This is a genomic window from Streptomyces sp. NRRL S-378 (genome assembly GCF_000720645.1).
Lineage (GTDB): Bacteria > Actinomycetota > Actinomycetes > Streptomycetales > Streptomycetaceae > Streptomyces.
Genome location: NZ_JOBX01000014.1, coordinates 29,035 through 51,397 on the forward strand (window position 1 = coordinate 29,035; position 22,363 = coordinate 51,397).

Below are 22,363 nucleotides of genomic sequence, written 5' to 3' on the forward strand. Positions count from 1 at the left end.
CTACGGCTGCGGGGCCGCCGGGCCGGGAGCCGGGTACTCGCCCGCCCACCAGGCCGCGGTCGCCGCGGGGAGGATTCCGTCGGGGCAGGGGCCGCTGGCGAGCAGCGGAGCACCGGGGACCGGTGCGGGCACCGGCTCCGTGCCGAAGTTCACCGCGCAGATCAGGCCGTCACCGCGGGCGATGGCCAGGACCTGCGCGGGCGCGTCCAGCCAGCGCAGGGTGCCTTCGCCGAGCTGCGGCAGGGTGCGCCTCAGCTGGAGGCCGTCGCGGTAGAGGTGCCAGAAGGAGCGGGTGTCGGCCAGGGCGCGGTCGGTGGCGTGTTCGGCGAACCACTCGGGCTGCGGGAGCCACGGCTTGACGCCGGCGGTCTCGTGGCTGAAGCCGAAGGGGGAGGCGTGCCCGGACCAGGGCAGGGGCACGCGGCAGCCGTCCCGTACGTGCTTGCGGCTGCCGGTGCGGCGGAAGATCGGGTCGGTGAGGACCTCGTCGGGCAGATCCAGGACCTCGGGCAGGCCGAGCTCCTCGCCCTGGTACACGTACGCGGCGCCGGGCAGGGCGAGCATCAGCAGGGCCGCGGCGCGGGCGCGGGCCGCTCCCAGTCCGCTCCCCTCGACCCCCGGCTCGCCCGCGTAGCGGGTGACCGTGCGGACCTGGTCGTGGTTGTTGAGGACCCAGGTGACGGTGGACCCGGTGCCGGCGATGTCGCGCATCGCCTCGGTGATCGTCGCGCGGAAGGCCTCGGCGTCCCAGGGAGCGCTGAGCAGGTCGAAGAAGAAGGCCTGGTGCAGTTCGTCGGGCCGGACGTACTCGGCGTGCTCGCGCGCGGTGGGCACGGACACCTCGCCGACCAGCAGCCGCTCGTGGCCGTCCCGGGCGGTGTACTCCTCGCAGACCGAGCGCCAGCGGCGCCACACTCCGTGCACCTCGGGCTGGTTCCAGGCCAGCTGGTTGACGGCGTCGCGGGCCCGCTCGTCGGCGCCCGGGTCGTCGGAGTCGGGCAGCTCGGGGTGCTTGAACAGGCCGGCCGCGACGTCGATGCGGAAACCGTCGACGCCCCGGTCCAGCCAGAAGCGCAGCACCCGCTCGAATTCGTCGCCCACGGCGGGGTCGCGCCAGTTCAGGTCGGGCTGCTCGGGCGTGAAGAGGTGCAGGTACCAGTCGCCGGGGGTGCCGTCGGCCGCGGTGGTCCGGCTCCAGGCCGGGCCGCCGAACATGGCGTGCCAGTTGTTGGGCGGCTCCGCGCCGTCCGGGCCGCGGCCCGGCGCGAAGTGGAAGCGGGAGCGCGGTGCGCTGCCCGGCGCCGCGGCGAGCGCCTCGCGGAACCACGGGTGCTCGCTGGAGCAGTGGTTCGGGACGATGTCGAGCAGCAGCTTGAGACCGAGCCGGTGGGCGTCCAACACGAGGCGGTCGAACTCCGCGAGGTCGCCGTAGACCGGGTCGACACCGCAGTAGTCGGCGACGTCGTAACCGTGGTCGTGCTGCGGCGACGGGTAGAAGGGGCTGAGCCAGATGCCGTCCACGCCGAGCTTGCGCAGGTAGGGAAGCCCGGCGCGGACGCCGGCGAGGTCACCGACCCCGTCCCCGGTGCTGTCGAGGAAGCTGCGGACGTAGACCTGGTAGATCACCGCGTCGCGCCACCAGGGGGCGGAAGGCGCTGGGCTGCGGGAGGGGCGACCGGTACCGGTCGGAAGGGTGCTGAGCATCTCGCGTCGACCTGTCTGCTGAATGCGAGAGCGCCCTGGATCAGGTGCGCTGTTATGCATGCATGTTAAGTAGGAGCGACTGGAAGGTGTCAACGATGTGTCCAGAAACAGGCAAAAGGTGGGGTGTTTTGTCCACAAATGCCCCCGTGCATGACTGAGGGCTCCTACTTAACATGTAAGTAGGAGCCCTCAGGGGAGGTGGAGAAGTGCGATCAGTCCGCGCGGGAAATGGCCCCGAGCTCGCGCGCCAGCCGCGCCACCGCTTCGTCGGGCGTCTGCCGCAGCGCCATCAGGTCCTGCCCCACGGCCTGCACGGCGAGGCTCACCTGGTCGTAGCGCGGACTCTTGGGCCGCGGCACCGCCGACAGCACGCTTTCGCGCAGGGTCGGCAGGTACGGATACGCGCGGACCAGCCCGGGGTCGTCGTACAGCGCGGCGCGCACCGGTGGCAGCGAGCCCTCGGTCAGCACCCGCCGCTGCACCCGCTCGCTGGTGAGGTAGGAGATCAGATCGGCCGCCGACGCCGGATGGCGTGCGTGACTGCTGACGGCGAGGTTGGAGCCGCCCAGCACGCTGGTGCCGGGCCCGTCGGCCCCCGGCAGCGGCACCGCGCCGAACCGGCCCGCGACCTTCGACCCCGCCGCGCTCGCGTCCGCGTACACGTAGGGCCAGTTCCGCAGGAAGAGCAGCCGGCCGTCCTGGAACGCCTTCCGGGACTCCTCCTCCTTGTAGCCGAGCGCCTCGCGGGAGATCCAGCCGTCCCGCACCCCGTCCGCGAGGAACCGCAGTCCGGTGCGCGCCGCGTCGGAGTCCACGGTGACGCGGGCGCCGTCGTCGCGCAGGATCGAACCGCCCGCCGAATGCACGGCCTCCGTGACGTTGACCGTCAGCCCCTCGTAGGGGAGGAACTGGCCGGCGTAGCCGTCCAGTCCGTGCCGCGGGGCGATCGTGCGCGCCTGCCGGACCAGTTCGGACCAGGTCCGCGGCGGCTGCTCGCCCTCCAGGTCCAGGACGTCCTTGCGGTAGTACAGCAGGCCCGCGTTGGTGACGTACGGCACCGCGTACAGCCGTCCGTCGAAGGTCGCGGTGTCCACGACCGGCCGCAGGAAGGCGTCCAGCGGGAAGCGGTTCCGTTCGAGCGGGGAGATCCATCCGGCGGCAGCGAACTCCGACGTCCAGGCGACGTCGATGTTCAGCACGTCGAACCGGTCGCGACCCGATCGCAGTTCGCTGATCATCTGGGCCCGGGTCTCGTCGGCCGAGTCGGGCAGCTCGACGAGCGTCACGCGCTCGTCTGGACGGCTCTCGTTCCAGTCGTCGAGGAGCGGACCGAGGTAGTCGGTCAGATCGCCCGCCGTCACGAGCGTCAGGGGGCCGCGGGCGTCGGAAGCGGTGCCCGAGTCCGGGCGGACTTCGAGTCCGGCGTACCCCGCCAGCACCACCGCCACCACCAGGAGAGCTCTACCCGCGGCACGCATCCACCGCATAGATTCCTCCCAGTGCACGATCCGGCTGCGTCGCCGACCATCGTGGCCTATATATACCCGTTAGGCATGGGCGATACTAGACGTCCAGGCAGACGGGACGGACGGCGGCGACATCCGTCCCGGTGCCAGTGAACGGTTGACTACGGAGCGGGAGGGAGGGGGAGCGAGTGCGGCTGGCGCTCCTTGCGCTCCTCACCCGTAGCCCTGCGCACGGTTACGAGCTCAAGCAGGACCTTGAGAAGCTCCTGGGCGCCGCGTACCCTCAGCCCAACGTGGGTCAGATCTACGTCACCCTCGGCAGGCTGGAGAAAAGCGGTCTGATCGAGGGCGAGGACGTCGAACAGTCGGGCCGGCCCAACAAACGCACGTACAAGCTGACGGACGCCGGGCGCGAAGCCGTCCAGGCGTGGTTCGAGGACACCGCCGAGGAACCCCGGGTACGGGACGAGTTCTTCATGAAACTGGCGCTCGCACCGCAGTCGGGTCTGGCCGATCCGATCGCCCTGATCAACAAGCAGCGGCGCCAGTACCTCAACACCATGCGGGACCTGTCGAAGCTGGCCGCGGCCGAGGACCGCGACAACAAGATCTCCCAACTGCTGATCGAGGGCGCCATGCTGCACCTGCAGGCCGACCTCGACTGGCTGGAACGCTGTCAGGAGGAGCTGGAATGAGCGACGACGCCACCGCCGCTCCAGCCGTGCCCACCGTCCGCCCCACCCCGCCCATCGTCCGCGCCGAGGGACTGACCAAGACCCACCACGGCGAGGGCGCACCGGTGCCCGCCGTCCGCGGGGTGGACCTCTCCGTCCAGCCGGGCGAGTTCGTCGCGGTCACCGGCCCGTCCGGAGCCGGCAAGTCCACGCTGCTGCACCTCATCGGCGGCCTCCAGCGGCCCGACGGCGGCAAGCTGTGGATCGACGGGGAGCGGGTCGACGCGTACCGGGAGGCCCGCTGGGCCGTGTTGCGCCGCCGCAGCATCGGCGTCGTCTTCCAGTTCTTCAACCTCGTCTCCAACCTCACCGTCGCCGACAACGTCGAACTGCCCGCCCTGCTCGCCGGCGTCTCCCCGAAGGCCGCCCGCGACTCCCGCGCCGAACTGCTCGCCGAACTCGGCCTCGAAGGCCGCGAACGGGCCATGCCCGGAGAGCTGTCCGGCGGCGAACAGCAGCGCGTCGCGCTCGCCCGCGCCCTGGTCAACCACCCCGCACTGCTGCTCGCCGACGAACCGGCCGGCAGCCTCGACAGCAAGGGCACCCGTGAGGTGCTGCGGCTGCTCACCCGGTTCCACCAGCGCGGTCAGACGATCATGATGGTCACCCACGACGCCCGGATGGCCAGCGCCGCCGACCGCGTCATCAGCTTCTTCGACGGCCGGATAGCCGACGACGCGCAGCTCGGTGGCGGACGCCGCCCCGGGCCGTCCGGCGGCGTCTCCGGCGTGCTCGAACTCAAGGAGTGACCGTGCGGGCCACCCTGCGCTGGGCGCAGGCCGACTTCCGCGCACACCGCGGCGAAGCCCTCTTCGTCGTCCTGGCCAGCGCCGGGGTCATCGCCTCGCTGCTCCTGGCCGGCGCGTTGTTCGGCTACGCCGCGAACCCCTGGCAGCGGGTTTTCAACCAGTCCCACGGCGCACACATCTGGCTGCACACCCGTGCCGGTGCGGACACGGGCGCCCTGTCCGGCGTGGACGGCGTCGCGGAACTGTCGGGGCCCTACCGCACGGCGGCCACCACCGTCGAGTCCCGCGGGGCCCGGGCCGGGGTGACCCTCCGCGCGGCCCCGGACGAGCCCCCGCGCACCGGACGGCCCGTCGTCGGCGCCGGCAGCTGGCTCGGCGCGCCCGACGACGCCGCCGGCGCGGGTTCCGTCGTACTGGAGACCTCGGTCGCCCGGGCCCTGTGGGCGGAGCCGGGCGACACCGTACGCGTCACCGGGCCGGACGGCGCCCCGCACCTGCTGCGGGTGACCGGGACGGCCGACGTGGCCGAGCCCCGCTACCAGCCGGGCGGCGCGGCGGGCATCGGCTGGGTGCTCCCCGCCACGCTCGACGAGATCGCCCGGGGCGACACCGGACAGAGCGTGGGCCTGCGCCTGGAGGACCCCGGCGACACGGACTTCATCGTCCAGCGCGCAGTCACCGTACTCGGCGCCGACCGGGTCGCCGAGGTCACCAAATGGCAGCAGGCACGCGCCGACGCGGGCGGCGACGACCGGCTGCTGGGCGCGATGTTCGGCGTCTTCGGCCTCGGTGCCCTGCTCGCCGCCGCGCTGGCCGCGTCGGGAGCGATCGGCGCCCGCGTACGGGGCCAGCTGCGGGACATCGCCGTCCTCAAGGCCATCGGCTTCACCCCCGGCCAGGTCACCCGCGGCTTCCTCCTCCAGCACCTGGCCTTCGCGCTCCTCGGTGTCGCCCTCGGCGCCACGGCGATCGCCCTGCTCGGCGCCCGGATACCCGGGCGGGTCGGGGAGGCCGCCGCCGTGTGGCAGGACCTGCCCGGCCACACGGCGATGATGATCGGCATACCCGTCGGAGCGGTGCTGCTGATCGCGGCCTCCACCGGGCTCTCGGCCTGGCGGGCCGGACGGGTGCCGCCCGTGCCGGTGGCCCGCGCGGCGCTGCCCTCCGCCGCACCGATGACCGCACTCGCCAAGCGGGCGCTGGGCGTCCGGGTGCCCCCCGCCCTCGTCCTCGGGTGGCGCGCGGCCTTCCCCCGACGCGGCCGGACGCTCGTACCGGTGGCCCGGCTCGCGCTGCCGCTGGTGCTCATCACGGTCGCCCTCGTCACCTGGTCGACGCTCGACCAGTTCCGCAGCCGCCCCGCACAGATGGGGCTGGCCGCGGCACTGACCGTACGGGCCGAGCAGCCCTCCGGACCGTCGGACGCGGAGCTGGAACGGACCCTCGCGGCGGTCCCGGGCGTCGCCGCCGTCCATCCGGGAGCCGAGATGGCCGCGCTCGTCCCCGGACAGACCGGGACCATCACGCTGCGCGGGCTGGGCACGGCCCGGCAGCCCTACCCCTCCGCGGTGGTGGAAGGACGTGCGGTCGCCGGACCCGACGAGGCGGTGGCCGGCCAGGGACTGCTGGACCTCCTCGGCGTACGGGTCGGCGACTGGGTGCGGATGACGGTCGGCGGACGGCCGCAGATCCTGCACCTCGTCGGCCGGACCATCGAGCCCGAGTCCGGCGGCCGGGTCATCACCACCACCGTCGACGCCCTGCGCGAGCGTGACCCGCGGCTGCGGCCCGCCTACCACGCCCTGGAGCTGCGCGAGGGGGCGGATCCGCGGGCTGTCAGCGGAGCCCTCGCCACGGCGGCCGGCGGTGCCCTGGAGATCCGCGAGACACCCAACCCTGCCGACCGGCTGGAACCGGCCCGCGGGGTGATCGGCGCCTTGATCGCCGTACTGGCCCTCATCGGGCTGATCGAACTGCTGACCCTGATCGGCACGGGCGTACGCGACCGTGGCCGAGACCTGCTCGCCCTGAAGGCGATCGGGCTCACGCCCCGGCAGATCGGGGCGATGATCGTGACCGCCGCGGGGCTCACCGCTCTCGCGGCGGCGCTGGTGGGGACGGCGGTGGGCGTTCTGACCGGCAGCTGGCTGGTGGACACCCAGGGTGCGTCGAGCGGGATCGGCGCGGGGATCGCCCAGCTGCCGCCGCTGCCGGTGCTGCTGACCGTGATCGTCGGCGCCGTACTGGGCGCGGTCGCGGCGGCGGCGCTCCCGGCGACCCGGGCGGCCCGACGCCGCCTGGCGGACTCACTCAGCGAAACCCTCTGACCCCCGGCCCCCCACCTGCGGGTGGGCCGGTGAGGGATGCCGGTGGTAGGCCTTGTTGGCGATGCGCCAGCCCTCGTCGGCGCGGACCAGCAGGAAGACGTCGGTGAACGTGTCCGCGCCGTGCCGAAGCGTCATGGTCGCGGTCGCCACGGTGCCGTGGACGTCGACGGTGTCGATGCGGCGGGACCGGGCCGGTTCGTCGGGAGCCGGTCGGCCCGAGAAGAGGCCGCAGTAGGCGTCCAGGGGCCAGGAGACGAACGCGCCGTCCCGGATCCCTTCGACGTGGGCGGTGGGCAGGAACGCGTCCCGGAAGTGGGCGGGGTCGCCGGTGGCGTGGCCGCGGACGTAGGCACGGAGCGGTTCGAGGACGGCGTCGTGCACGGCGGGGACCGTGGCGGCGACGGCGATGTCGGACGCGGGGCCGGCAGGCGTGCCGGCGAGCTCGGCCGCGCTGCGCAGCGGGGCGCCGGACGCGCCGGCCAGCAGAGCCATGTCCTTGGCCAGCGCACCGACGGTGAATTCGGCCGTGGCCGTGGTCGCGCCCGATGCGGCCGTCAGGAAAGGACGTTTGCGGGCCACGAGCCTGCCGAGCTGCCCGAGTTCGAGGACGTCCACTGCCTGCGCGCGGGGCAGGCCGAGGGCGTCGGACTGCTGCAGTGCGTCGCGCAGCGCGAGGACGGCGCCGGCGAGGCCGCTGTTGGCGATCAGCTTGAGCGAAGCGGCGGTGGCGGCGTCGCCGTCGACGCGCCGGACGGTGCCCAGCGCTTCCAGGACGGGTAGGGCGCGGTCGAAGGTGTCCCGGCCCGCCGCGGCGAGGACCTGCAGGGTGCCGGTGGTGGCAGCGGGCACGGAGCCGAGCACGGACGCGTGGACGTAGCAAGCGCCGAACTGCCGGGCCAGCTCCGCTGCTTCGGCGGGGGCGATGGTGCTGGTGTTCAGCACGATCGTGTCGGAACCCAACGAGCCGCGGACGTCGTCGAGCACCCGCCGGCAGGCCGGACCGTCGAACAGGGCCAGGAGCACGAAGTCGGCTTTCGCCACGGCCTCCTGCGGATCGGCGGCCGTCCGGGCGGCACCCGACGCAGGCCGCCCGGAGCGTGTCCAGCCGACGACGTCCCAGCCCTCGGCGGCCAGTCGTGTCGCGATCGCGTCGCCCAGGCGTCCCAGGCCGAGGACGGCAATGGTGTGCGGTGAGGTCATGAACGCCACACTGGTGCACGGCGAGGAATGCGACAAGCGAAGATCTCGCAGGCCGGCTCTGCGTGATCCGCATACCTGCTGATGGCTGATGGCTGCCGCCGTACGGCTGACGGAGCGTCGGAAACGACAAAGGCAAGGAGAACGCTCTCCTTGCCACTCTCAACTTATAGCGCGACCGGGGGCTTGCCGCAAGGGGCGGGGCAGGGCGCAAAATCGTCGACCTGAGCCATGACCGCCTTGGAGGCATCGCAGTGAACGAGCAGTACGTGTGGGACCTTCACCAGGTGGACGAGACCCAGGTCGCCATCGTCGGCGGCAAGGCCGCACACCTGGGCGCGCTGTCGCGCATCGAGGGGGTGCACGTGCCCGGCGGTTTCTGCGTGACGACGAAGGCCTTCCGGCGGATCATCGAGCAGACGCCCTCGGCCGACGACCTGCTGGACCGGTTGGCGCGCGTGACCCCGGACGACCGGGAAGCGATCCGCGTGCTCAGCGCGCAGATCAGGCGGGCCGTCGAAGCAACCCCCGTCCCGGACGATCTCGCGGCGGACATCACCCGTGCACTCGCCCGGTCCGGCGGCGAGGGGGCCGCCTACGCCGTGCGGTCCAGCGCCACGGCGGAGGACGGGCCGACGGCCTCCTTCGCGGGCCAGCAGGACACCTATCTGAACGTCGTGGGACCGACGGCGGTCCTCCGGCACGTCAGCCGTTGCTGGGCCTCACTGTTCACCGAGCGTGCCGTGACCTACCGGCACCGGCACGGCATCGACCACCGCACGGTCCACATGGCCGTCGTCGTCCAGCAGATGGTCTTCCCGGACGCGTCCGGGATCCTGTTCACGGCCGACCCGGTCACGGGCCACCGCAAGGTCGCCACCGTGGACGCCGGCTTCGGCCTCGGAGAGGCCCTGGTCTCCGGCCTGGTGAACCCGGACGTCTTCACGGTGCGCGACGGCGAGGTCGTCTCCCGGGTGATCTCCGCCAAACGGCGCGCCGTGACCGCCCTGCCGGCAGGCGGTACGCAGGAGGTGGTGATCGAAGCGCAGCGGCAGGAGGAGCCGGCACTGACGGACGCTCAGGCCGTACGGCTGGTGGAGCTCGGGCGGCGGATCGAAGCACATTTCGAGCGTCCGCAGGACATCGAATGGTGCCTGGCGGACGGTGACTTCCGGATCGTGCAGAGCCGGCCGATCACGACACTGTTCCCCGTGCCGGAGAGCGGCGACCGGGACAACCACGTCTACGTCTCCGTCGGGCACGGGCAGATGATGACGGACCCCATGAAGCCCCTGGGGTCCTCCATGTGGCAGCTGACCGCCTTGGTGCCGATGCACGAGGCCGGCGGCAGGCTGTTCGTGGACGTCACGCGGCGCCTGGCCTCGCCCACGAGCCGCGTGACCCTCCTGGACGCCCTCGGAAAGGGCGATCCGCTGATCAGGGACGCACTGGAGACGGTCCTCGACCGCGGGGACTTCGTACCGTCGCTCCCCGACCCGGAACCCGCAGGGCCGCCGCCCGGCGGGGCACCCGCCCCGATCGAGACCGATCGGGCCGTCGTCGGTGGGCTGATCGAGCGCAGCCGGACCTCCCTGGCGGCCTTGGAGCGCGAGATCCGGACCAAGAGCGGACCGGCGCTCTTCGACTACCTGCTGGAGGCATTCGAGGAGCACAGGCGCATCGTCGGTGATCCACTGAGCATGCAGGCGATCATGGCGGGCATGGAGGCCACGTGGTGGCTCAACGACCGGCTGGGGGAGTGGCTCGGTGAGAAGAACGCCGCCGACACACTGACGCTGTCCGCCCCCGACAACATCACCTCGGAAATGGGACTGGCGCTGCTCGACGTCGCGGACGTGGTCCGCCCGCTGCCCGAGGTCGTGGCGTTCCTCCGCGGCGTGGCGGCCGACGACGACCACTTCCTGGAGGAGCTCGCGAAGCTCACCGGCGGGCCCGAGGTGCGTGACGTCATCGAGGCCTACCTCGACCGGTACGGCATGCGCTGCGTCGGCGAGATCGACATCACCAGGCCGCGCTGGCGCGAACGCCCCGGCGCGCTGGTTCCCGCGATCCTCGACAACGTACGCAACTTCGAGCAGGGCGCCGCCGAGCGGCGGTTCGAGCTCGGGCGGCAGCGGGCGCGGCAGAAGGAGCAGGACGTGCTGTCACGCTTGCGCGCCCAGGCGGACGGGGACCGGAAGGCCGACGAGACCAAGCGGATGATCGACCGGGTCCGCACCTTCATCGGGTACCGGGAGTACCCGAAGTACGACATCGTCAGCCGCTACTCCCTCTACAAGCAGGCCCTGATGGGTGAGGCGGACCGCCTCGTGCAGGCGGGCGTGCTCACCGAGCGGGAGGACGTATTCCACCTCACCTTCCAGGAACTCCACGACGTGGTGCGCTCGAACCGGACGGTCGATCCGCAGCTCGTCCGGCAGCGCGAAGAGGCCTTCCGGGCGCACCAGGAGCTCACCCCGCCCCGGGTGCTCACCTCCGACGGTGAGGCGCTCACCGGGGTCTACCGCCGGGACGACGTGCCGCCGGGCGCGCTGGTCGGCGTGCCGGTCTCGGCCGGGACCGTCGAGGGGCGGGCCCGTGTCGTCCTCGACATCGCGGACGCGGATCTCGAAGCGGGCGACATCCTGGTCACGGCCTTCACCGACCCCAGCTGGTCGCCGCTCTTCGTCGGGATCGCGGGCCTGGTGACCGAGGTGGGGGGGCTGATGACCCACGGTGCGGTGATCGCCCGGGAGTACGGTCTGCCGACGGTCGTCGGCGTGGAGGGGGCCACCCGTCTGATCAGGGACGGTCAGCGGATCCGCGTGCACGGGACCGACGGGTTCGTCGAGATCCTGACCTGACGGTCATCCCGGCCGTGACGGCCATGACGGTCACGGTCCGGTGTTCTTGCCGGCGAACGGGCAACGGCGCTCCCACGCGTGGCCGACGAGGCGACAAGAAGGTTGCCCGGACGTCGATTTGACCCAGTCATGTCATTCATTTGATCATTTGCTGTTCCCTGTACGCGAAGATGAAGGAGCACCATGCGCGTCAGCGCCGCACGCCGTCTCTCCGCCCTGGCCCTCACGGCCGGACTGAGTCTCTCCGCAGCACTCTGCGCCGCCTCCCCGGCCTCGGCCGCCGCCATCACCTGCCGGGAGGCAGGCGGTGAGCTGTACGTCACCAAGTCCTCCGCGCCCGTGCGCACGACCTACTACGAAACCGGCCGGGTCGTCGACACCGTCTACCGGACGAACCGGCTCAACTTCACCAAGCAGTGCACCAACTCGAAGGGGAACCTCTGGTACTGGGTCGACAAGACCTACGGCGTGAAGGACGGCTGGATCTACTCGGGCAACGTCGCCCGCATCTGATCCCTGCGCCGCACACGGTGCACCGGTGAGGGCGAGGCGTCAGCGGTCGTTCTCGCCGAGCCGGGTGCCGAAGTTGCCGTACCCCTTGAGCTGGTGCGGCTTGAGGCGGTCCCCGGAGCCGGTGTCCGGTCCGGGGGCCGGCTCCGAACCGGAGGGCTCACCGGAGGGCTCATCCGTGTGAAGGGGGCCGCTGTCGCGGGCCTGGATGCGCCGCCCCCTGGCGAACGCGATCAGCAGGAAGGCCACGACGGCCACTCCGACCAGCAGAAATACCCAGATCGTCGCATTGTTCATGCCCTGCGTCTACCCAGAACACCGTGATCATGCCGACACCGTCCCGTCTGCACGCGGTTTTCCGTCGTGGTCAGGAGAGATCCGCCCCCGGCACCGAACGGGAGGACGGACGCCGGGAGGCGCGGCGGGGCCACCGCACGGTGCCGCGGCTTGGGCCACCTCCGCGCGCCGCGGACCGTGACACGCCCTGCGGCTTTGCACCGCCGGCCGTCCCCCGCCCGGTGCGGGACGGGATTCACCCCGGGAACCGGCCCGTCGAGCGCAGGTGCCAGCGGCGCTCGGCGTAGGCCAGGTCGTCCCGCCACAGCCGGGCCGCCGCTGTACGCATCACCGGGCGGAGGGCCGGTGCGACCCAGCGGGCGAACGCGAATCCCGGCCGGTCGGAGGCGGCCACCACGGCCTCGGTCACCGCCGTGCGCGGACGACCCAGCTCGTCCGGCCCGAGGGGGGTGGCGTGCGTCTCCACCACCGAGCCCACGCCCTCCCCCTCCGTGATGCGCATGACCACGGTCCGTGGTTCAGGAGCGGTGAACACCGCCCGCACCGGTACCACCAGTCGACCGGCCACCTTGAAGGAGACGTCCACGGTGAAGCCGTCCTCGGTGCCGGCCCCCTCGGGCGAGCCCACGACCGTGAGATCGACGAACGAGTACGGGTGGAACCACGCCCCGTGCCACGGATCCAGGCGGTTCGCCACGACGTCCTCGGGTTCACACCGTCCCGTTCCCTCGTACACCGCGCCCACCCCGCGACCGGGAGCAGGCCGACCCGGCACGACCGGCGCGTCCAGCGGCTCCTCCCCGCCCACGTCGTCTAGCCGTACCCACAGGAGGATGCCGTCGTCGAAGGCCGGCAGCGGGTCCCAGCCCGCGAACGAGGTCCCGTCGAGAGCGAGCCCGTGCCAGTGGCAGACCAGCCTCCCGCACCGGACCGGGCTGTCCGCGAGGGGTGCCCCGAGGTGTGGGCAGATGCCCGGTCCGGCGTGCAGCCGTCCGCCGACGCCGCGCCAGAGCACGACCTCACGGCCGGCCACGGTGCGGGCCACGGGCCGGTCGCCGCCCAGTGAGGCGGACGCCCCCACGACGTACCAGTTCCCCGACGGCCGCGCCTGAGCCCGCTTCAGCGCTTCCGCGACGAGGCTCGGCCTGGCGTCGCGCCAGGTCGGCCGCTGCCGGTCCCACGGCACGGCCCTGCGGCGCAGGGAAAGGGGCACACGGGCACGTCGTGCCGGCCGCTCGGGACTCACAGGACCTCCTCGGAGACCGGCCGGGCCGGGTCGGCGGCGGGTGATGCCGCAGGCACCGGGCCGGGCGGGCAGGGGTAACGCCGACCGCGACGCAGCCTGGTCGCGGTCACCTGGGCCAGTGCGCCCATGGCGACGGCCGCGCGCGTGCGGCGCGGCACCACGGCGCGGCGGTGGAGCACGGCGTAACCGTCCCGGCCGACGGCGTCCAGGATGCGTCCGTACAGGACGTACGCGGTACGGATGCAGGGCCGGGACAGCGGATCGAGCATGGCGAGGCCGGGCTGCGCCTCCCGGTAGACGCCGCGGGTGAGGGCCTCGAACTCCCGCAGGGCGGCCAGCACACGGCGGTCCTGACGGCCCGTGCTCCGGCACCAGTGCAGCAACTCCCGCTCCACCCCGTGGCCGGCCAGCAGATCGCCCGGCAGGTACACGCGCCCGCGGTCGAGGTCCTCGCCGACGTCCCGCAGGAAATTGGTGAGCTGGAAGGCGACGCCGAGGGCTGCGGCCGAAGGCTCGGCTTCCACCCGTGGTACCACCGTGCCCAGTACCGGCAGCATCTGCAGGCCGATCACTGCCGCCGAGCCGTGCATGTAGCCCCGCAGATCGGCATAGGTGGGATAGCCCGTCACCACCAGATCGGACCGCATCGCGGCCATGAAGTCCCGGAAGTGCCGGTGATCGATGGCGTACCGGCGCGCGGTGTCGGCGAGGGCCGTCACCACCGGTTCGCCGCCGTCACCCTGCTTCAGCCCCTCGTCCAGACACCGTTGCAGCGCCGCGAGCCGCGTACCGCGCAGACCGGCGTCCACACCGGGATCCGGCGAGTCGACGATGTCGTCGGCCCACCGGGCGAACCCGTACAGGGCGTGCACCGCGGGCCTCCGTTCGGCCGGCAGGAGGCGGGTGGCCAGGAAGTACGTCTTCCCGTGCGCCGCGTTGAGCTCGCGGCAGCGGCGGTACGCCGCGCGCAGCACCGGGTCGGTGATGCCCGCCGCATCGAGTTCGCGTCCGGTCATCGGGCCGTTCCCCCCGTCCGGGCGGACGCACCGCGGGTGCCGCCGCCCGTGATCCGGGCCGCCGCCAGCTTCCCCGACACCAGGGCGGTCGGAACGCCCACGCCCGGGGTGGTGCCGCAGCCGGCCAGAACGGCGTTCTGCGTGCCCCGGATCAGGTTGCGGGGACGGAACGGGCCCGTCTGCAGGAACGTGTGGGCGGCCGAGAAGGGAGTGCCGGCCGCATGCCCCTGGCCGAGCCAGTCCGCCGGGGTGACGAGGCACTCGTCCTCGATGGCGGCCTCGATGCCGTCGAGGCCGCGCCGTTCCAGCTCTCGCAGCAGGCCGGCCCGGTAGCGGGGGCCCAGCTCGCCCCAGGCGGCGCCCTCGGGCCCGATCTCCGTGTTGGGACAGGGAGCGAGGATGTAATGGAGATGACGGCCCGGTGGGGCGAGCGTGGGGTCGGTGGTCGTGGGCCGGGTGATGAGGAGGGACGGATCGCTCATCAGCCTTCCCTGCCGGGTGAGTTCGTCGAAGGTGGTCCGCCACGCGGAGCCGAACGAGATGGTGTGGTGGGCCAGTTGCGGCCAGGTGCGGTTCGTGCCGGCGTGCAGCACGACGGCGGAGGGGGAGTGGCTCAGCCTCACCGGCCTGCGCGGCCGGCGCCCCAGGAGCCGGTAGCAGCAGGAGAGTTCTGCGGTGAGGACGACCGCGTCGCAGGGAATGCGGTCCTTCGAGGTGACGACCGCGGTGATCCGCTCACCCGAACGTTCCAGCCCGGTCACCGGCTCGCCGAACCGCAGCTCGGCGCCCACGTCGGCGGCGGCGTCCGCCATGGCCCGGGGCAGGGCGTGCATACCGCCGCGCGGGAAGAACACCCCGGCGACCGTATCCATGTAGGCGATGACGGCGTAGGCGGCGAGGGCTCGGGCCGGAGGTACGCCCGCGTACAGGGCCTGGAAGGAGAAGACCCGTTGCAACCGCTCGTCCTTCAGGAAGCGGCCGATGCGCCGGTCCAGCCGTCCGAAACCGCCGAGCGCCGCCAGCCGGGCGAGGTCACCGGTGAGCAGGTCCAGGGGGGAGTCGAAGTTCGCGTCGATGAAGCGACGCATCTGGGCCCGGTAGATCTGCTCCAGCCAGGCGCGCAGCCGCCGGTAGCCCGCCGCCTCACCGGCTCCGGCGAACCGTTCGACCGCCGAGGCCATCGCCTCGCCGTCGGTGTGCACGTCCAGGGTGCTGCCGTCCGCGAACGCCGCCCGATAGGCCGGGTGCAGCGGGACCAGCTCCACCCGCCGGTCCAGGCTGTCGCCGACGGCCGCGAAGGCTTCGTCCGCGATGTCGGGCATGGTCAGCACGGTCGGACCGGTGTCGATGCGGTATCCGGCCAGGTGGAGGCGTCCCGCCCGGCCGCCGGGCAGGTCGTCCCGTTCGACGACGGTGACCCGGCGCCCCGCGCCCAACAGGTGCAGGGCGGCCGAGAGGCCGGACAGGCCCGCACCGACGACCACCACGTGGTCCGTGCGGCCGCTCACGGTACGGGTCATCGCCCGCCCTCCGCTGCCCCCGAGCCGGCCGGGGCGGCACCCGGAGCCGAATCCGGGCGGGGGGGAGGGCCATCCGCGGCACGGGGAGCGGCCTGCGCGGTCAGCAGCCCGCGCAGGCGGCCCGCGGCTCCCGCCTCGAGCAGGGCGCCGTCGAAGTGACGCAGCCCCTGCGCCGACAGGCGGTCGATCTTCGCCTCGACCGCCGCCCGCGCACCCGTCCGTACCAGCACCTCCCGCACCTCGTCGAGCCCGGCAGGTGTCAGGTCCTCGTTCCCGAGGGCCCGTTCCAGCACCTCCAGGGCGTGCCGGTCGGCGGTGGCTCCGGCGCGCTCCACCGCCAGCGCGGCAAGATACGTCGGCTTCCCGTCGCGGACGTCGCCCCCGCAGCTCTTGCCGGTCTCGCGCGGGTCGCCGAAGACGTCGTCCAGGTCGTCGCGCAACTGGAACGCCATGCCCACGCAACGCCCCGCCGAACACAGTGCCCGCATGGTCCGGCCGTCCGCGCCCGCCACCGCCCCACCCAGCGCCAGGGGCCGCTCGACCGAGTACAGGGCGCTCTTGAGGTGGGCGGCGCGCAGCGCCTGCGCCGGCGAGCGCGAGCCGGCCAACTGGCCGCTGAGGTCGAGGTACTGCCCCGCCACCATCTCGGTGCGCATGTCGCTCCAGACCTCGCGGACCACGGTCGCCGTCCAGGGGTCGAGCGGAGTGTCCGCCACCACATCGTCCGCCCACGCCAGCGCCAGGTCGCCGGCCAGGACCGCGGCAGCCTCGCCGAAACGGGCGGCGCGCGCCGGCGCCACACCGCCGCGGCACCCGTCCCGCACGTCGGCGTGGAGCGCCGGGCGGCCGCGCCGCAGCGCCGACCCGTCCATCACGTCGTCGTGGACCAGCGCACAGGTCTGGAGCAGCTCGAGCGCCGCACCGATGCGCAGGGCGGCCACGGCCGTCGGCTCGTCACCCCCGCCACAGGCACGCATCGACCACCAGAGGAGCTGCGAACGGGTGCGCTTGCCGCCCTCCCGGGTGAAGCGCGCCACGCGATCGGCCAGTTCACGGGCGAACCCGGCGTCCAGCACACGGGCCCGGCTGAGCCGGTCGGCGAGCACCTGCTCCAGCGCCTGCGCAATCGCGGCGGGCACGTCGGCATCCACGGTTCCGGCATCGACCGGGCGGGTGAGACCGGCCGTGTCCGCCGCGCCGGGCCCGGCGTCGGCCACCATCCGGCCGGCCGGTCGACGCCGCGGTGCGGACCCCGCCGGGGCCGCCAGGCGGGGGACGGGCGGCGGTGCGGCCGCGGAGTGGTCCTTGGCCCGGGTACGGCGCATGCCGGTTCCTCTCGTCGGGGTGTCGATCGCTCGGCAGATGTGTCTTCGGTCCTTTCCCGTGATACGGATGCGGTCCGAAGCGGATACCCGAACGCGCGGGAATGCCGTCGTGCGGACGCACCCGACCAGGTGACCCGGGCAGGGGACCGCATCCGATTCCGCCCCCGGGCCGGAAAGCCTGCGTATGCACTCGGACCCGGGGATGGAGGCGACAGCCGTGCTGAGAGCTGACGTGGCGGTCATCGGGGCGGGCGCCGCCGGACTGTCCCTGGCCCACCGGCTGAGCGGTCGGGCCCCCGGGGCGACCGCCCCGGCCGTGATCCTCATCGACGCGCCGCCGGGCCCGCTGCGTCCCGCCCCGCGCACCTGGTGCTTCTGGGAGTCCGGCCGCGGCCGCTTCGATGCCGCGGTGCGGTCGCAGTGGCGACACCTGCGGGTACGGCCGCCCGCCGGGCCCGCGATCGAAGGGGACATCACCCCGCTGCGGTACAAGATGATCCGCTCCGACGACTTCGAGACCCTGGTCGGCCAGGACCTCGCCCGCAGTCCCAACGTCCGCCGTCTGGAAGCGACCGTGGAGGCCGTGGAAGAAGACCTCGCCGGTCCCCGGGTCCTGATGACCCGTCCTGGCGGCAGCCGCGTCGAACTCGTGGCCCGATGGGTGTTCGACTCACGTCCTCCAGGAAGCCTCCCGGCCGCCCGCACCACCTTGCTGCAGCATTTCCACGGCTGGTTCGTCCGGACCGCACGGCCCGCCTTCGACCGCGCGACGGTCGAACTGATGGACTTCCGCACACCACAGCCCGCCGACGGGCTCTCCTTCGGCTACGTCCTGCCCACCGGCCCGTGCGAAGCCCTCGTGGAGTACACCGAGTTCTCCCCGCACGTGCTGACGGACAGCGGCTACGAGGCGGCCCTGCGCCACTACACCGCGGACGTGCTGTCCCTCGGCGACCTGGAGATCCTCGCCACCGAGACCGGGCTGATCCCCATGACGGACGCCCCCATCCCCCGACGGGTCGGCGCGTCGGTGTTCCGGATCGGTGCAGCCGGCGGCGCGACCCGCCCGTCCACCGGTTACACCTTCGCCGGACTCCAGCGCCAGACCCGGGCGGTCGCGGCCGCGCTGCGGCAGGGCCGCGAACCGGTGCCGCCCGCCGCGCATTCCGTACGGGCCCGCGCCATGGACGCGGTACTCCTGCGCGCCCTGGACAGCGGCCGGGTCGACGGCCCCGACCTGTTCTGCCGGCTCTTCGCCCGGGTCCCGCCGGCCCGGCTGCTCCGCTTCCTCGACGGGCGCACGAACCTGTGCGAGGACGTGGCGGTCGGCAGACACGCCCCGGTCGGCCCCATGCTGCGCACCGCCGTCGAGCTGCCCCGGCTGCCGCGCCGGCCCGCCCGCTGAACCCCACCGCCACCACCAGCCCCAGGAGACCGGATGACCCTGCTGCGCGACGAGGACCTCGCCGCCGCGTTCGACCACGCCTCCCGCACCTATGACGCGCTCGTCGCCGCGAACCCCGGCTACCACGCGCATCTGCGCCGTTCGGTGCGCCGACTCGGCCTGCCCGCACCGGGGAAGGGCGTGCGCGTCCTGGACCTCGGCTGCGGCACCGGAGCCTCGACGGCCGCGATCCGGTCCGTCCTCCCGGCCGCCGACATCACGGCCGTCGACGCCTCGGCCGGCATGCTGGCGAAGGCCGCCGGCAAACCGTGGGCGGACGGGGTGCGCTTCGTCCACGCCCCGGCCGAGCACCTGGCGGACGCGGGCGTCGGCGGACCGTTCGACGCGGTGTTCGCCGCCTACCTCTTCCGCAACCTCACCGATCCCGGGGCCGTCCTCGGCACGGTACGCGGCGTGCTGCGACCGGGCGGCCGGCTCGCCGTGCACGAATACAGCCTCAGTGGCCGCCGCGCCGACCGGGCCGTGTGGACGCTGGTGTGCCGCGGTATCGTCCAGCCCGCAGCCACCCTGCTGGGGGACGGACCCCTGTACCGCCACCTGTGGCGCAGCGTCGTCCACTTCGACTCCGTCGACCGGTTCGCCGCCCGTGTCCGCGAAGCAGGCTTCGACGGGGTCCGCGCCCTACCGCTGCCGGGCTGGCAGACGGGCATCACCCACACCTTCGTGGCCGCCCGCCCCGAGGGCGGCCGGCCATGACCGCCCCCGCACCGCGGACCGCCGCGCGCCGTGGCAGGGACCGGCGGGCACGCATCCTGCCCGCCCGCCAGGGAGCCCGCCCCGGACAGGACCGCCCCACGGCAGCCGTCATCGGCGGCGGGATCGCCGGCCTCTCCGCCGCCACGGCACTGGCCGAACGGGGCGTGAAGGTGACGCTGTACGAGCGCGAGACCTACCTCGGCGGGCGGGTGGGCGGCTGGCCGACCCGCTTGCGCGACGGCAGCACCGTGACGATGAGCCGCGGCTTCCACGCCTTCTTCCGGCAGTACTACAACCTGCGGGGCCTGCTTCGACGAACCGACCCCGCCCTGGCCAACCTCACCCCGCTGCCCGACTATCCACTGGTGCACGCGGACGGCCTGCGCGACAGCTTCCGCCACGTGCCGCGCACCCCGCCGTGGAGCGCGCTGGGCTTCGTGGCGCTGAGCCCGTCGTTCCGACTGCGGGACCTGCGCGCCATGAACCCGGTCCCGGCCCTGCCCCTCCTCGACGTCCGCGTGCCCGACGTGTACCACCGGCTCGACGACACCAGCGCCCACGACTTCCTGGAGGCCGTCGGCTTCCCCGAACAGGCCCGCCACCTGGCCTTCGAGGTCTTCTCCCGGAGCTTCTTCGCCGACCCGCGGCAGCTGTCCGCGGCCGAGATGGCCCTCATGTTCCACATCTACTTCCTGGGCTCCGCCGAAGGCCTGCTGTTCGACGTGCCCCGCTCGCCCTACCCGGTGGCGCTGTGGGAGCCCCTGGCCGCCTACCTGGAACGCCATGACGCCGACGTCCGCACCGGGTGCCCCGTGGAGCACGTGGTACCCGCACGCGCCGACGGGTTCGAGGTGGCCGGGGGCGGTGAAGAACGCCATTACGACGCCGTGGTCCTCGCCCTCGACGCCGCCGGCCTGCGGTCCCTGGTCGCCCGCTCGGAGCGGCTGGGCGACGGCCCCTGGCGCGAACGCGTGGCCGGGCTGCGCCCGGCCCCGCCCTTCCTCGTGACCCGGCTCTGGCTCGACCGGCCCGTCGCACCCGACCGGCCCGGATTCCTGGGCACCAGCGGCTTCGGCGGCCTCGACAACATCAGCGTGCTGAACCGGTGGGAGGACGAAGCCGCCCACTGGGCGGCACGCACCGGCGGGGCCGTCGTGGAACTCCACGCCTACGCCGTCGACCCGCGCGCCCCGCGCACCGCCCTGGAGCAGCAACTCCGGCAGCAGCTCCACCACGTGTACCCGGAGACCCGCGCCGCGGGGCTCGTCGACGTCCGCCACGAGTGGCGGGAGGACTGCCCGCTGTTCCCGGTGGGCGGCTACACCGGCCGTCCCACCGTCCGCACCTCCGATCCCCGGCTGGTGGTCGCCGGGGATTTCGTGCGGAGCGACCTTCCGGTCGCGCTGATGGAACGGGCGGCCACGACCGGCTTCCAGGCCGCGAACGCCCTGCTCGAACCCTGGGGCCTGCGCGGGCAGACCTTGTGGACGGTACCGGATCGCGGGCGCACCGCCGTACTGAGGAAGGCCGCCGCCTGGGCGGGAGACCGGGCCCCCTGATCCGGCCCGGCGCGCGGGGCCGGCCGGGGAAGACACCGCGGCCGCCGGGAGGAGCGGCCTACCCGGCCAGGGCGACCAGCCTTCGGTATTCGAGCTGGTTCGCCCGCCTCGCGGTGAGGTGGACGTGCACGTCGGGGAGGTGCTCCTTCAGGGCCGTGAACCCGGCAGTGTAGGCGTCCTCCTGCTCCCCGGCGGCAGGCGGCATCCAGAAGATCAGCAGCTGTGCGTGCTTCCTCGTGCCCTCCGGACTGGCGAAGGCCAGCTCGTGCAGGACCAGCCGCGGCTCGTCCACCGGCAGCGCCTGCACCAGCTCCTCATGGGTCAAGTTGGCCTCGGCCTCCGGAACCAGCACGGCCGGAGCATCCGAGTAGCGCAGGGTCACCGTGTTGATCTCCCGCCTTTCCCGCAGGTGCTGCAGAGCGGCGAGCAGGGCTTCCGACAGGCGGATGGGACCTTTCACGGGGACTCACCTCGGTACGGGAGCGTGCCGGTGCGGGACGGCTCCTGGTGGGCGTCTGTCCGGCCCGCCGCCGGGATAAACCCGCGCGGGGGGCGGCCCCGGCCCGGCTCTCGGCGGCGGTGCATGAGACCTCCGTGAGAGGAAAGGGGCCGAGTATGAAACGGACACGGACACCGAACCCCCAGCACGACGCCCGCGGGCCCACCAGGGCCGGATCCGGCGACGCGGGCCCCGATGAGCAGGTCGAGGAGCGGGCTCCGGACCGGCTTTCGCAGATGCCGAAGCGATCGTGGAAGGCGGTGCTGCGCGGCACGCTGAAGGAGTTCAAGGACGACGAGCTCGCCGACCGGGCCGCGGCGCTCACCTACTACGGTGTGCTGGCCCTCTTCCCGGCGCTGCTCGTACTCGTCTCCCTGCTCGGTATCGCCGGAGAATCGGCCACCGCGCAGGTCCTGGAAAACCTGCAGAAGCTGACACCCGGCTCCGCCCGCGATGTGATCACCAATGCGGTCCGGCAGCTCCAGGGCAACGCCGGCATCGGATCACTCGTGGCGGTCATCGGCCTGGCCGTGGCGATCTGGTCGGCCTCCGGGTACGTCGCCGCCTTCATCCGCACTTCGAACGCCGTCTACGACATGCCCGAGGGCCGGCCGGTGTGGAAGGTCCTGCCGCTGCGCCTGGCGCTGACGATCACGCTCATGATCCTGGCTGTGGTCAGCGCCCTGATCGTGGTGTTCACCGGCGCTCTGGCCCGGCAGGCGGGTGCCGCCCTCGGGCTCGGTGACACGGCGGTGACGGTGTGGTCGATCGCGAAGTGGCCGGTCCTGGTGCTGCTCGTCACGATCATGATCGCGATCCTGTACTGGGCGGCACCGAACGCCAAGGGCCGCGGATTCAAGTGGGTCACGCCCGGGAGTTTCCTGGCCCTGGTGATCTGGATGATTGCGTCGGCGGGCTTCGCGTTCTACGTGGCGAACTTCGGCTCGTACAACAAGACGTACGGCACGCTCGCCGGAGTGATCGTCTTCCTGATCTGGCTGTGGATCACCAACCTGGCCATCCTCCTCGGCCTGGAGTTCGACGCCGAGATGGCCCGCCAGCGCGCCATAGCCGGCGGCCACCCCGAGGACGAGGAGCCCTACGTCCAGCCCCGCGACACCCGTAAGTGGAGCGACGAGGACCGCCGACGCCCGGGCTGAGGCACGTCGGAGGCAGGAAAGGGGAAGAT

At 73.0% G+C, this 22,363-nt stretch carries 18 protein-coding genes; 9 read left to right on the top strand and 9 right to left on the bottom strand.

The window, feature by feature from the left end; genetic code table 11:
- Both IH80_RS0112895 and IH80_RS0112900 read right to left on the bottom strand, forming a co-directional pair.
- Positions 1–1,704, bottom strand: a complete 1,704-nt coding sequence (locus tag IH80_RS0112895; protein WP_078906488.1) for a glycoside hydrolase family 13 protein — start codon at positions 1,702–1,704, stop codon at positions 1–3.
- 212 nt (positions 1,705–1,916) lie between these two features.
- The gene (locus IH80_RS0112900; protein WP_030960226.1) at positions 1,917–3,191 is read right to left on the bottom strand and encodes an ABC transporter substrate-binding protein; all 1,275 of its coding nucleotides are present in this window, start codon (positions 3,189–3,191) and stop codon (positions 1,917–1,919) included.
- Positions 3,192–3,358: 167 nt separating this feature from the next.
- On the opposite strand from IH80_RS0112900, the gene IH80_RS0112905 reads away from it, so the two are divergent.
- The 3 genes from IH80_RS0112905 to IH80_RS0112915 are packed head-to-tail and all read left to right on the top strand — an operon-like array spanning position 3,359 to position 6,980.
- Positions 3,359–3,865, top strand: a complete 507-nt coding sequence (locus tag IH80_RS0112905; protein ID WP_030960229.1) for a PadR family transcriptional regulator — start codon at positions 3,359–3,361, stop codon at positions 3,863–3,865.
- Positions 3,862–4,653: an ABC transporter ATP-binding protein gene (locus tag IH80_RS0112910; RefSeq protein WP_051809196.1), complete on the top strand. Its 792-nt coding sequence runs from the start codon at positions 3,862–3,864 to the stop codon at positions 4,651–4,653. Before IH80_RS0112905 ends, IH80_RS0112910 begins: the two co-directional genes overlap by 4 nt.
- Positions 4,654–4,655: 2 nt before the next feature.
- Positions 4,656–6,980, top strand: a complete 2,325-nt coding sequence (locus IH80_RS0112915; RefSeq protein WP_030960231.1) for an ABC transporter permease — start codon at positions 4,656–4,658, stop codon at positions 6,978–6,980.
- On the opposite strand, the gene IH80_RS0112920 is transcribed toward IH80_RS0112915, so the two are convergent.
- Positions 6,960–8,180, bottom strand: a complete 1,221-nt coding sequence (locus IH80_RS0112920; RefSeq protein ID WP_051809244.1) for a nuclear transport factor 2 family protein — start codon at positions 8,178–8,180, stop codon at positions 6,960–6,962. The two genes, IH80_RS0112915 and IH80_RS0112920, sit on opposite strands and share 21 nt — an antisense overlap.
- Before the next feature lie 251 nt (positions 8,181–8,431).
- On the opposite strand from IH80_RS0112920, the gene rph reads away from it, so the two are divergent.
- On the top strand, positions 8,432–11,041 hold the full coding sequence (rph, locus tag IH80_RS0112925) for a rifamycin-inactivating phosphotransferase (RefSeq protein ID WP_030960234.1): 2,610 nt from the start codon (positions 8,432–8,434) through the stop codon (positions 11,039–11,041).
- A gap of 183 nt (positions 11,042–11,224) precedes the next feature.
- Complete coding sequence (locus IH80_RS0112930) at positions 11,225–11,554, top strand: hypothetical protein (RefSeq protein WP_030960236.1); 330 nt, start codon at positions 11,225–11,227, stop codon at positions 11,552–11,554.
- A 39-nt stretch (positions 11,555–11,593) separates the two neighbouring features.
- Here the strand turns inward: IH80_RS0112930 and IH80_RS0112935 are convergent, their stop codons facing one another.
- From IH80_RS0112935 to IH80_RS0112955, 5 genes are all read right to left on the bottom strand, one after another.
- Complete coding sequence (locus IH80_RS0112935) at positions 11,594–11,848, bottom strand: DUF6479 family protein (protein ID WP_051809197.1); 255 nt, start codon at positions 11,846–11,848, stop codon at positions 11,594–11,596.
- A 235-nt stretch (positions 11,849–12,083) separates the two neighbouring features.
- Positions 12,084–13,094, bottom strand: a complete 1,011-nt coding sequence (locus IH80_RS0112940) for a DUF5914 domain-containing protein (RefSeq protein WP_030960239.1) — start codon at positions 13,092–13,094, stop codon at positions 12,084–12,086.
- Complete coding sequence (locus IH80_RS0112945; protein WP_030960240.1) at positions 13,091–14,110, bottom strand: phytoene/squalene synthase family protein; 1,020 nt, start codon at positions 14,108–14,110, stop codon at positions 13,091–13,093. Before IH80_RS0112945 ends, IH80_RS0112940 begins: the two co-directional genes overlap by 4 nt.
- Positions 14,107–15,630: a phytoene desaturase gene (locus IH80_RS0112950; RefSeq protein WP_030960241.1), complete on the bottom strand. Its 1,524-nt coding sequence runs from the start codon at positions 15,628–15,630 to the stop codon at positions 14,107–14,109. Before IH80_RS0112950 ends, IH80_RS0112945 begins: the two co-directional genes overlap by 4 nt.
- Positions 15,627–16,955, bottom strand: a complete 1,329-nt coding sequence (locus tag IH80_RS0112955) for a polyprenyl synthetase family protein (RefSeq protein ID WP_051809199.1) — start codon at positions 16,953–16,955, stop codon at positions 15,627–15,629. Before IH80_RS0112955 ends, IH80_RS0112950 begins: the two co-directional genes overlap by 4 nt.
- A gap of 217 nt (positions 16,956–17,172) precedes the next feature.
- On the opposite strand from IH80_RS0112955, the gene IH80_RS0112960 reads away from it, so the two are divergent.
- From IH80_RS0112960 to IH80_RS0112970, 3 genes are read left to right on the top strand one after another with little or no spacing between them, the layout of a single operon-like run.
- Complete coding sequence (locus IH80_RS0112960) at positions 17,173–18,360, top strand: lycopene cyclase family protein (protein WP_107056809.1); 1,188 nt, start codon at positions 17,173–17,175, stop codon at positions 18,358–18,360.
- A 33-nt stretch (positions 18,361–18,393) separates the two neighbouring features.
- On the top strand, positions 18,394–19,116 hold the full coding sequence (locus IH80_RS0112965) for a class I SAM-dependent methyltransferase (protein WP_030960246.1): 723 nt from the start codon (positions 18,394–18,396) through the stop codon (positions 19,114–19,116).
- A complete protein-coding gene (locus IH80_RS0112970; RefSeq protein WP_030960248.1) occupies positions 19,113–20,675 on the top strand; it encodes an FAD-dependent oxidoreductase in 1,563 nt (520 codons plus the stop codon). The genes IH80_RS0112965 and IH80_RS0112970 overlap by 4 nt, the downstream gene beginning before the upstream one ends.
- A 58-nt stretch (positions 20,676–20,733) precedes the next feature.
- On the opposite strand, the gene IH80_RS0112975 is transcribed toward IH80_RS0112970, so the two are convergent.
- Positions 20,734–21,135 (bottom strand): cofilin family protein, encoded by a 402-nt coding sequence (locus IH80_RS0112975; protein ID WP_030960249.1) that lies wholly within the window; start codon positions 21,133–21,135, stop codon positions 20,734–20,736.
- Between the two features lie 155 nt (positions 21,136–21,290).
- Between IH80_RS0112975 and IH80_RS0112980 the strand changes: the two genes are divergently transcribed.
- Positions 21,291–22,334 carry a YihY/virulence factor BrkB family protein gene (locus IH80_RS0112980; RefSeq protein ID WP_030960250.1) on the top strand — a complete coding sequence of 348 codons (1,044 nt, stop codon included), beginning with the start codon at positions 21,291–21,293 and terminating at the stop codon, positions 22,332–22,334.
- Positions 22,335–22,363 lie beyond the last annotated feature (29 nt).

What these genes read in the sequence shown, in the direction of transcription:
- IH80_RS0112895 (WP_078906488.1), bottom strand. Translation starts at nt 1,704, where the DNA reads ATGCTCAGCACCCTTCCGACCGGTACCGGTCGCCCCTCCCGCAGCCCA.
- IH80_RS0112900 (WP_030960226.1), bottom strand. Translation starts at nt 3,191, where the DNA reads ATGCGGTGGATGCGTGCCGCGGGTAGAGCTCTCCTGGTGGTGGCGGTG.
- IH80_RS0112910 (WP_051809196.1), top strand. Translation starts at nt 3,862, where the DNA reads ATGAGCGACGACGCCACCGCCGCTCCAGCCGTGCCCACCGTCCGCCCC.
- IH80_RS0112920 (WP_051809244.1), bottom strand. Translation starts at nt 8,180, where the DNA reads ATGACCTCACCGCACACCATTGCCGTCCTCGGCCTGGGACGCCTGGGC.
- IH80_RS0112930 (WP_030960236.1), top strand. Translation starts at nt 11,225, where the DNA reads ATGCGCGTCAGCGCCGCACGCCGTCTCTCCGCCCTGGCCCTCACGGCC.
- IH80_RS0112935 (WP_051809197.1), bottom strand. Translation starts at nt 11,848, where the DNA reads ATGAACAATGCGACGATCTGGGTATTTCTGCTGGTCGGAGTGGCCGTC.
- IH80_RS0112945 (WP_030960240.1), bottom strand. Translation starts at nt 14,110, where the DNA reads ATGACCGGACGCGAACTCGATGCGGCGGGCATCACCGACCCGGTGCTG.
- IH80_RS0112950 (WP_030960241.1), bottom strand. Translation starts at nt 15,630, where the DNA reads ATGACCCGTACCGTGAGCGGCCGCACGGACCACGTGGTGGTCGTCGGT.
- IH80_RS0112955 (WP_051809199.1), bottom strand. Translation starts at nt 16,955, where the DNA reads ATGCGCCGTACCCGGGCCAAGGACCACTCCGCGGCCGCACCGCCGCCC.
- IH80_RS0112965 (WP_030960246.1), top strand. Translation starts at nt 18,394, where the DNA reads ATGACCCTGCTGCGCGACGAGGACCTCGCCGCCGCGTTCGACCACGCC.
- IH80_RS0112970 (WP_030960248.1), top strand. Translation starts at nt 19,113, where the DNA reads ATGACCGCCCCCGCACCGCGGACCGCCGCGCGCCGTGGCAGGGACCGG.
- IH80_RS0112980 (WP_030960250.1), top strand. Translation starts at nt 21,291, where the DNA reads ATGAAACGGACACGGACACCGAACCCCCAGCACGACGCCCGCGGGCCC.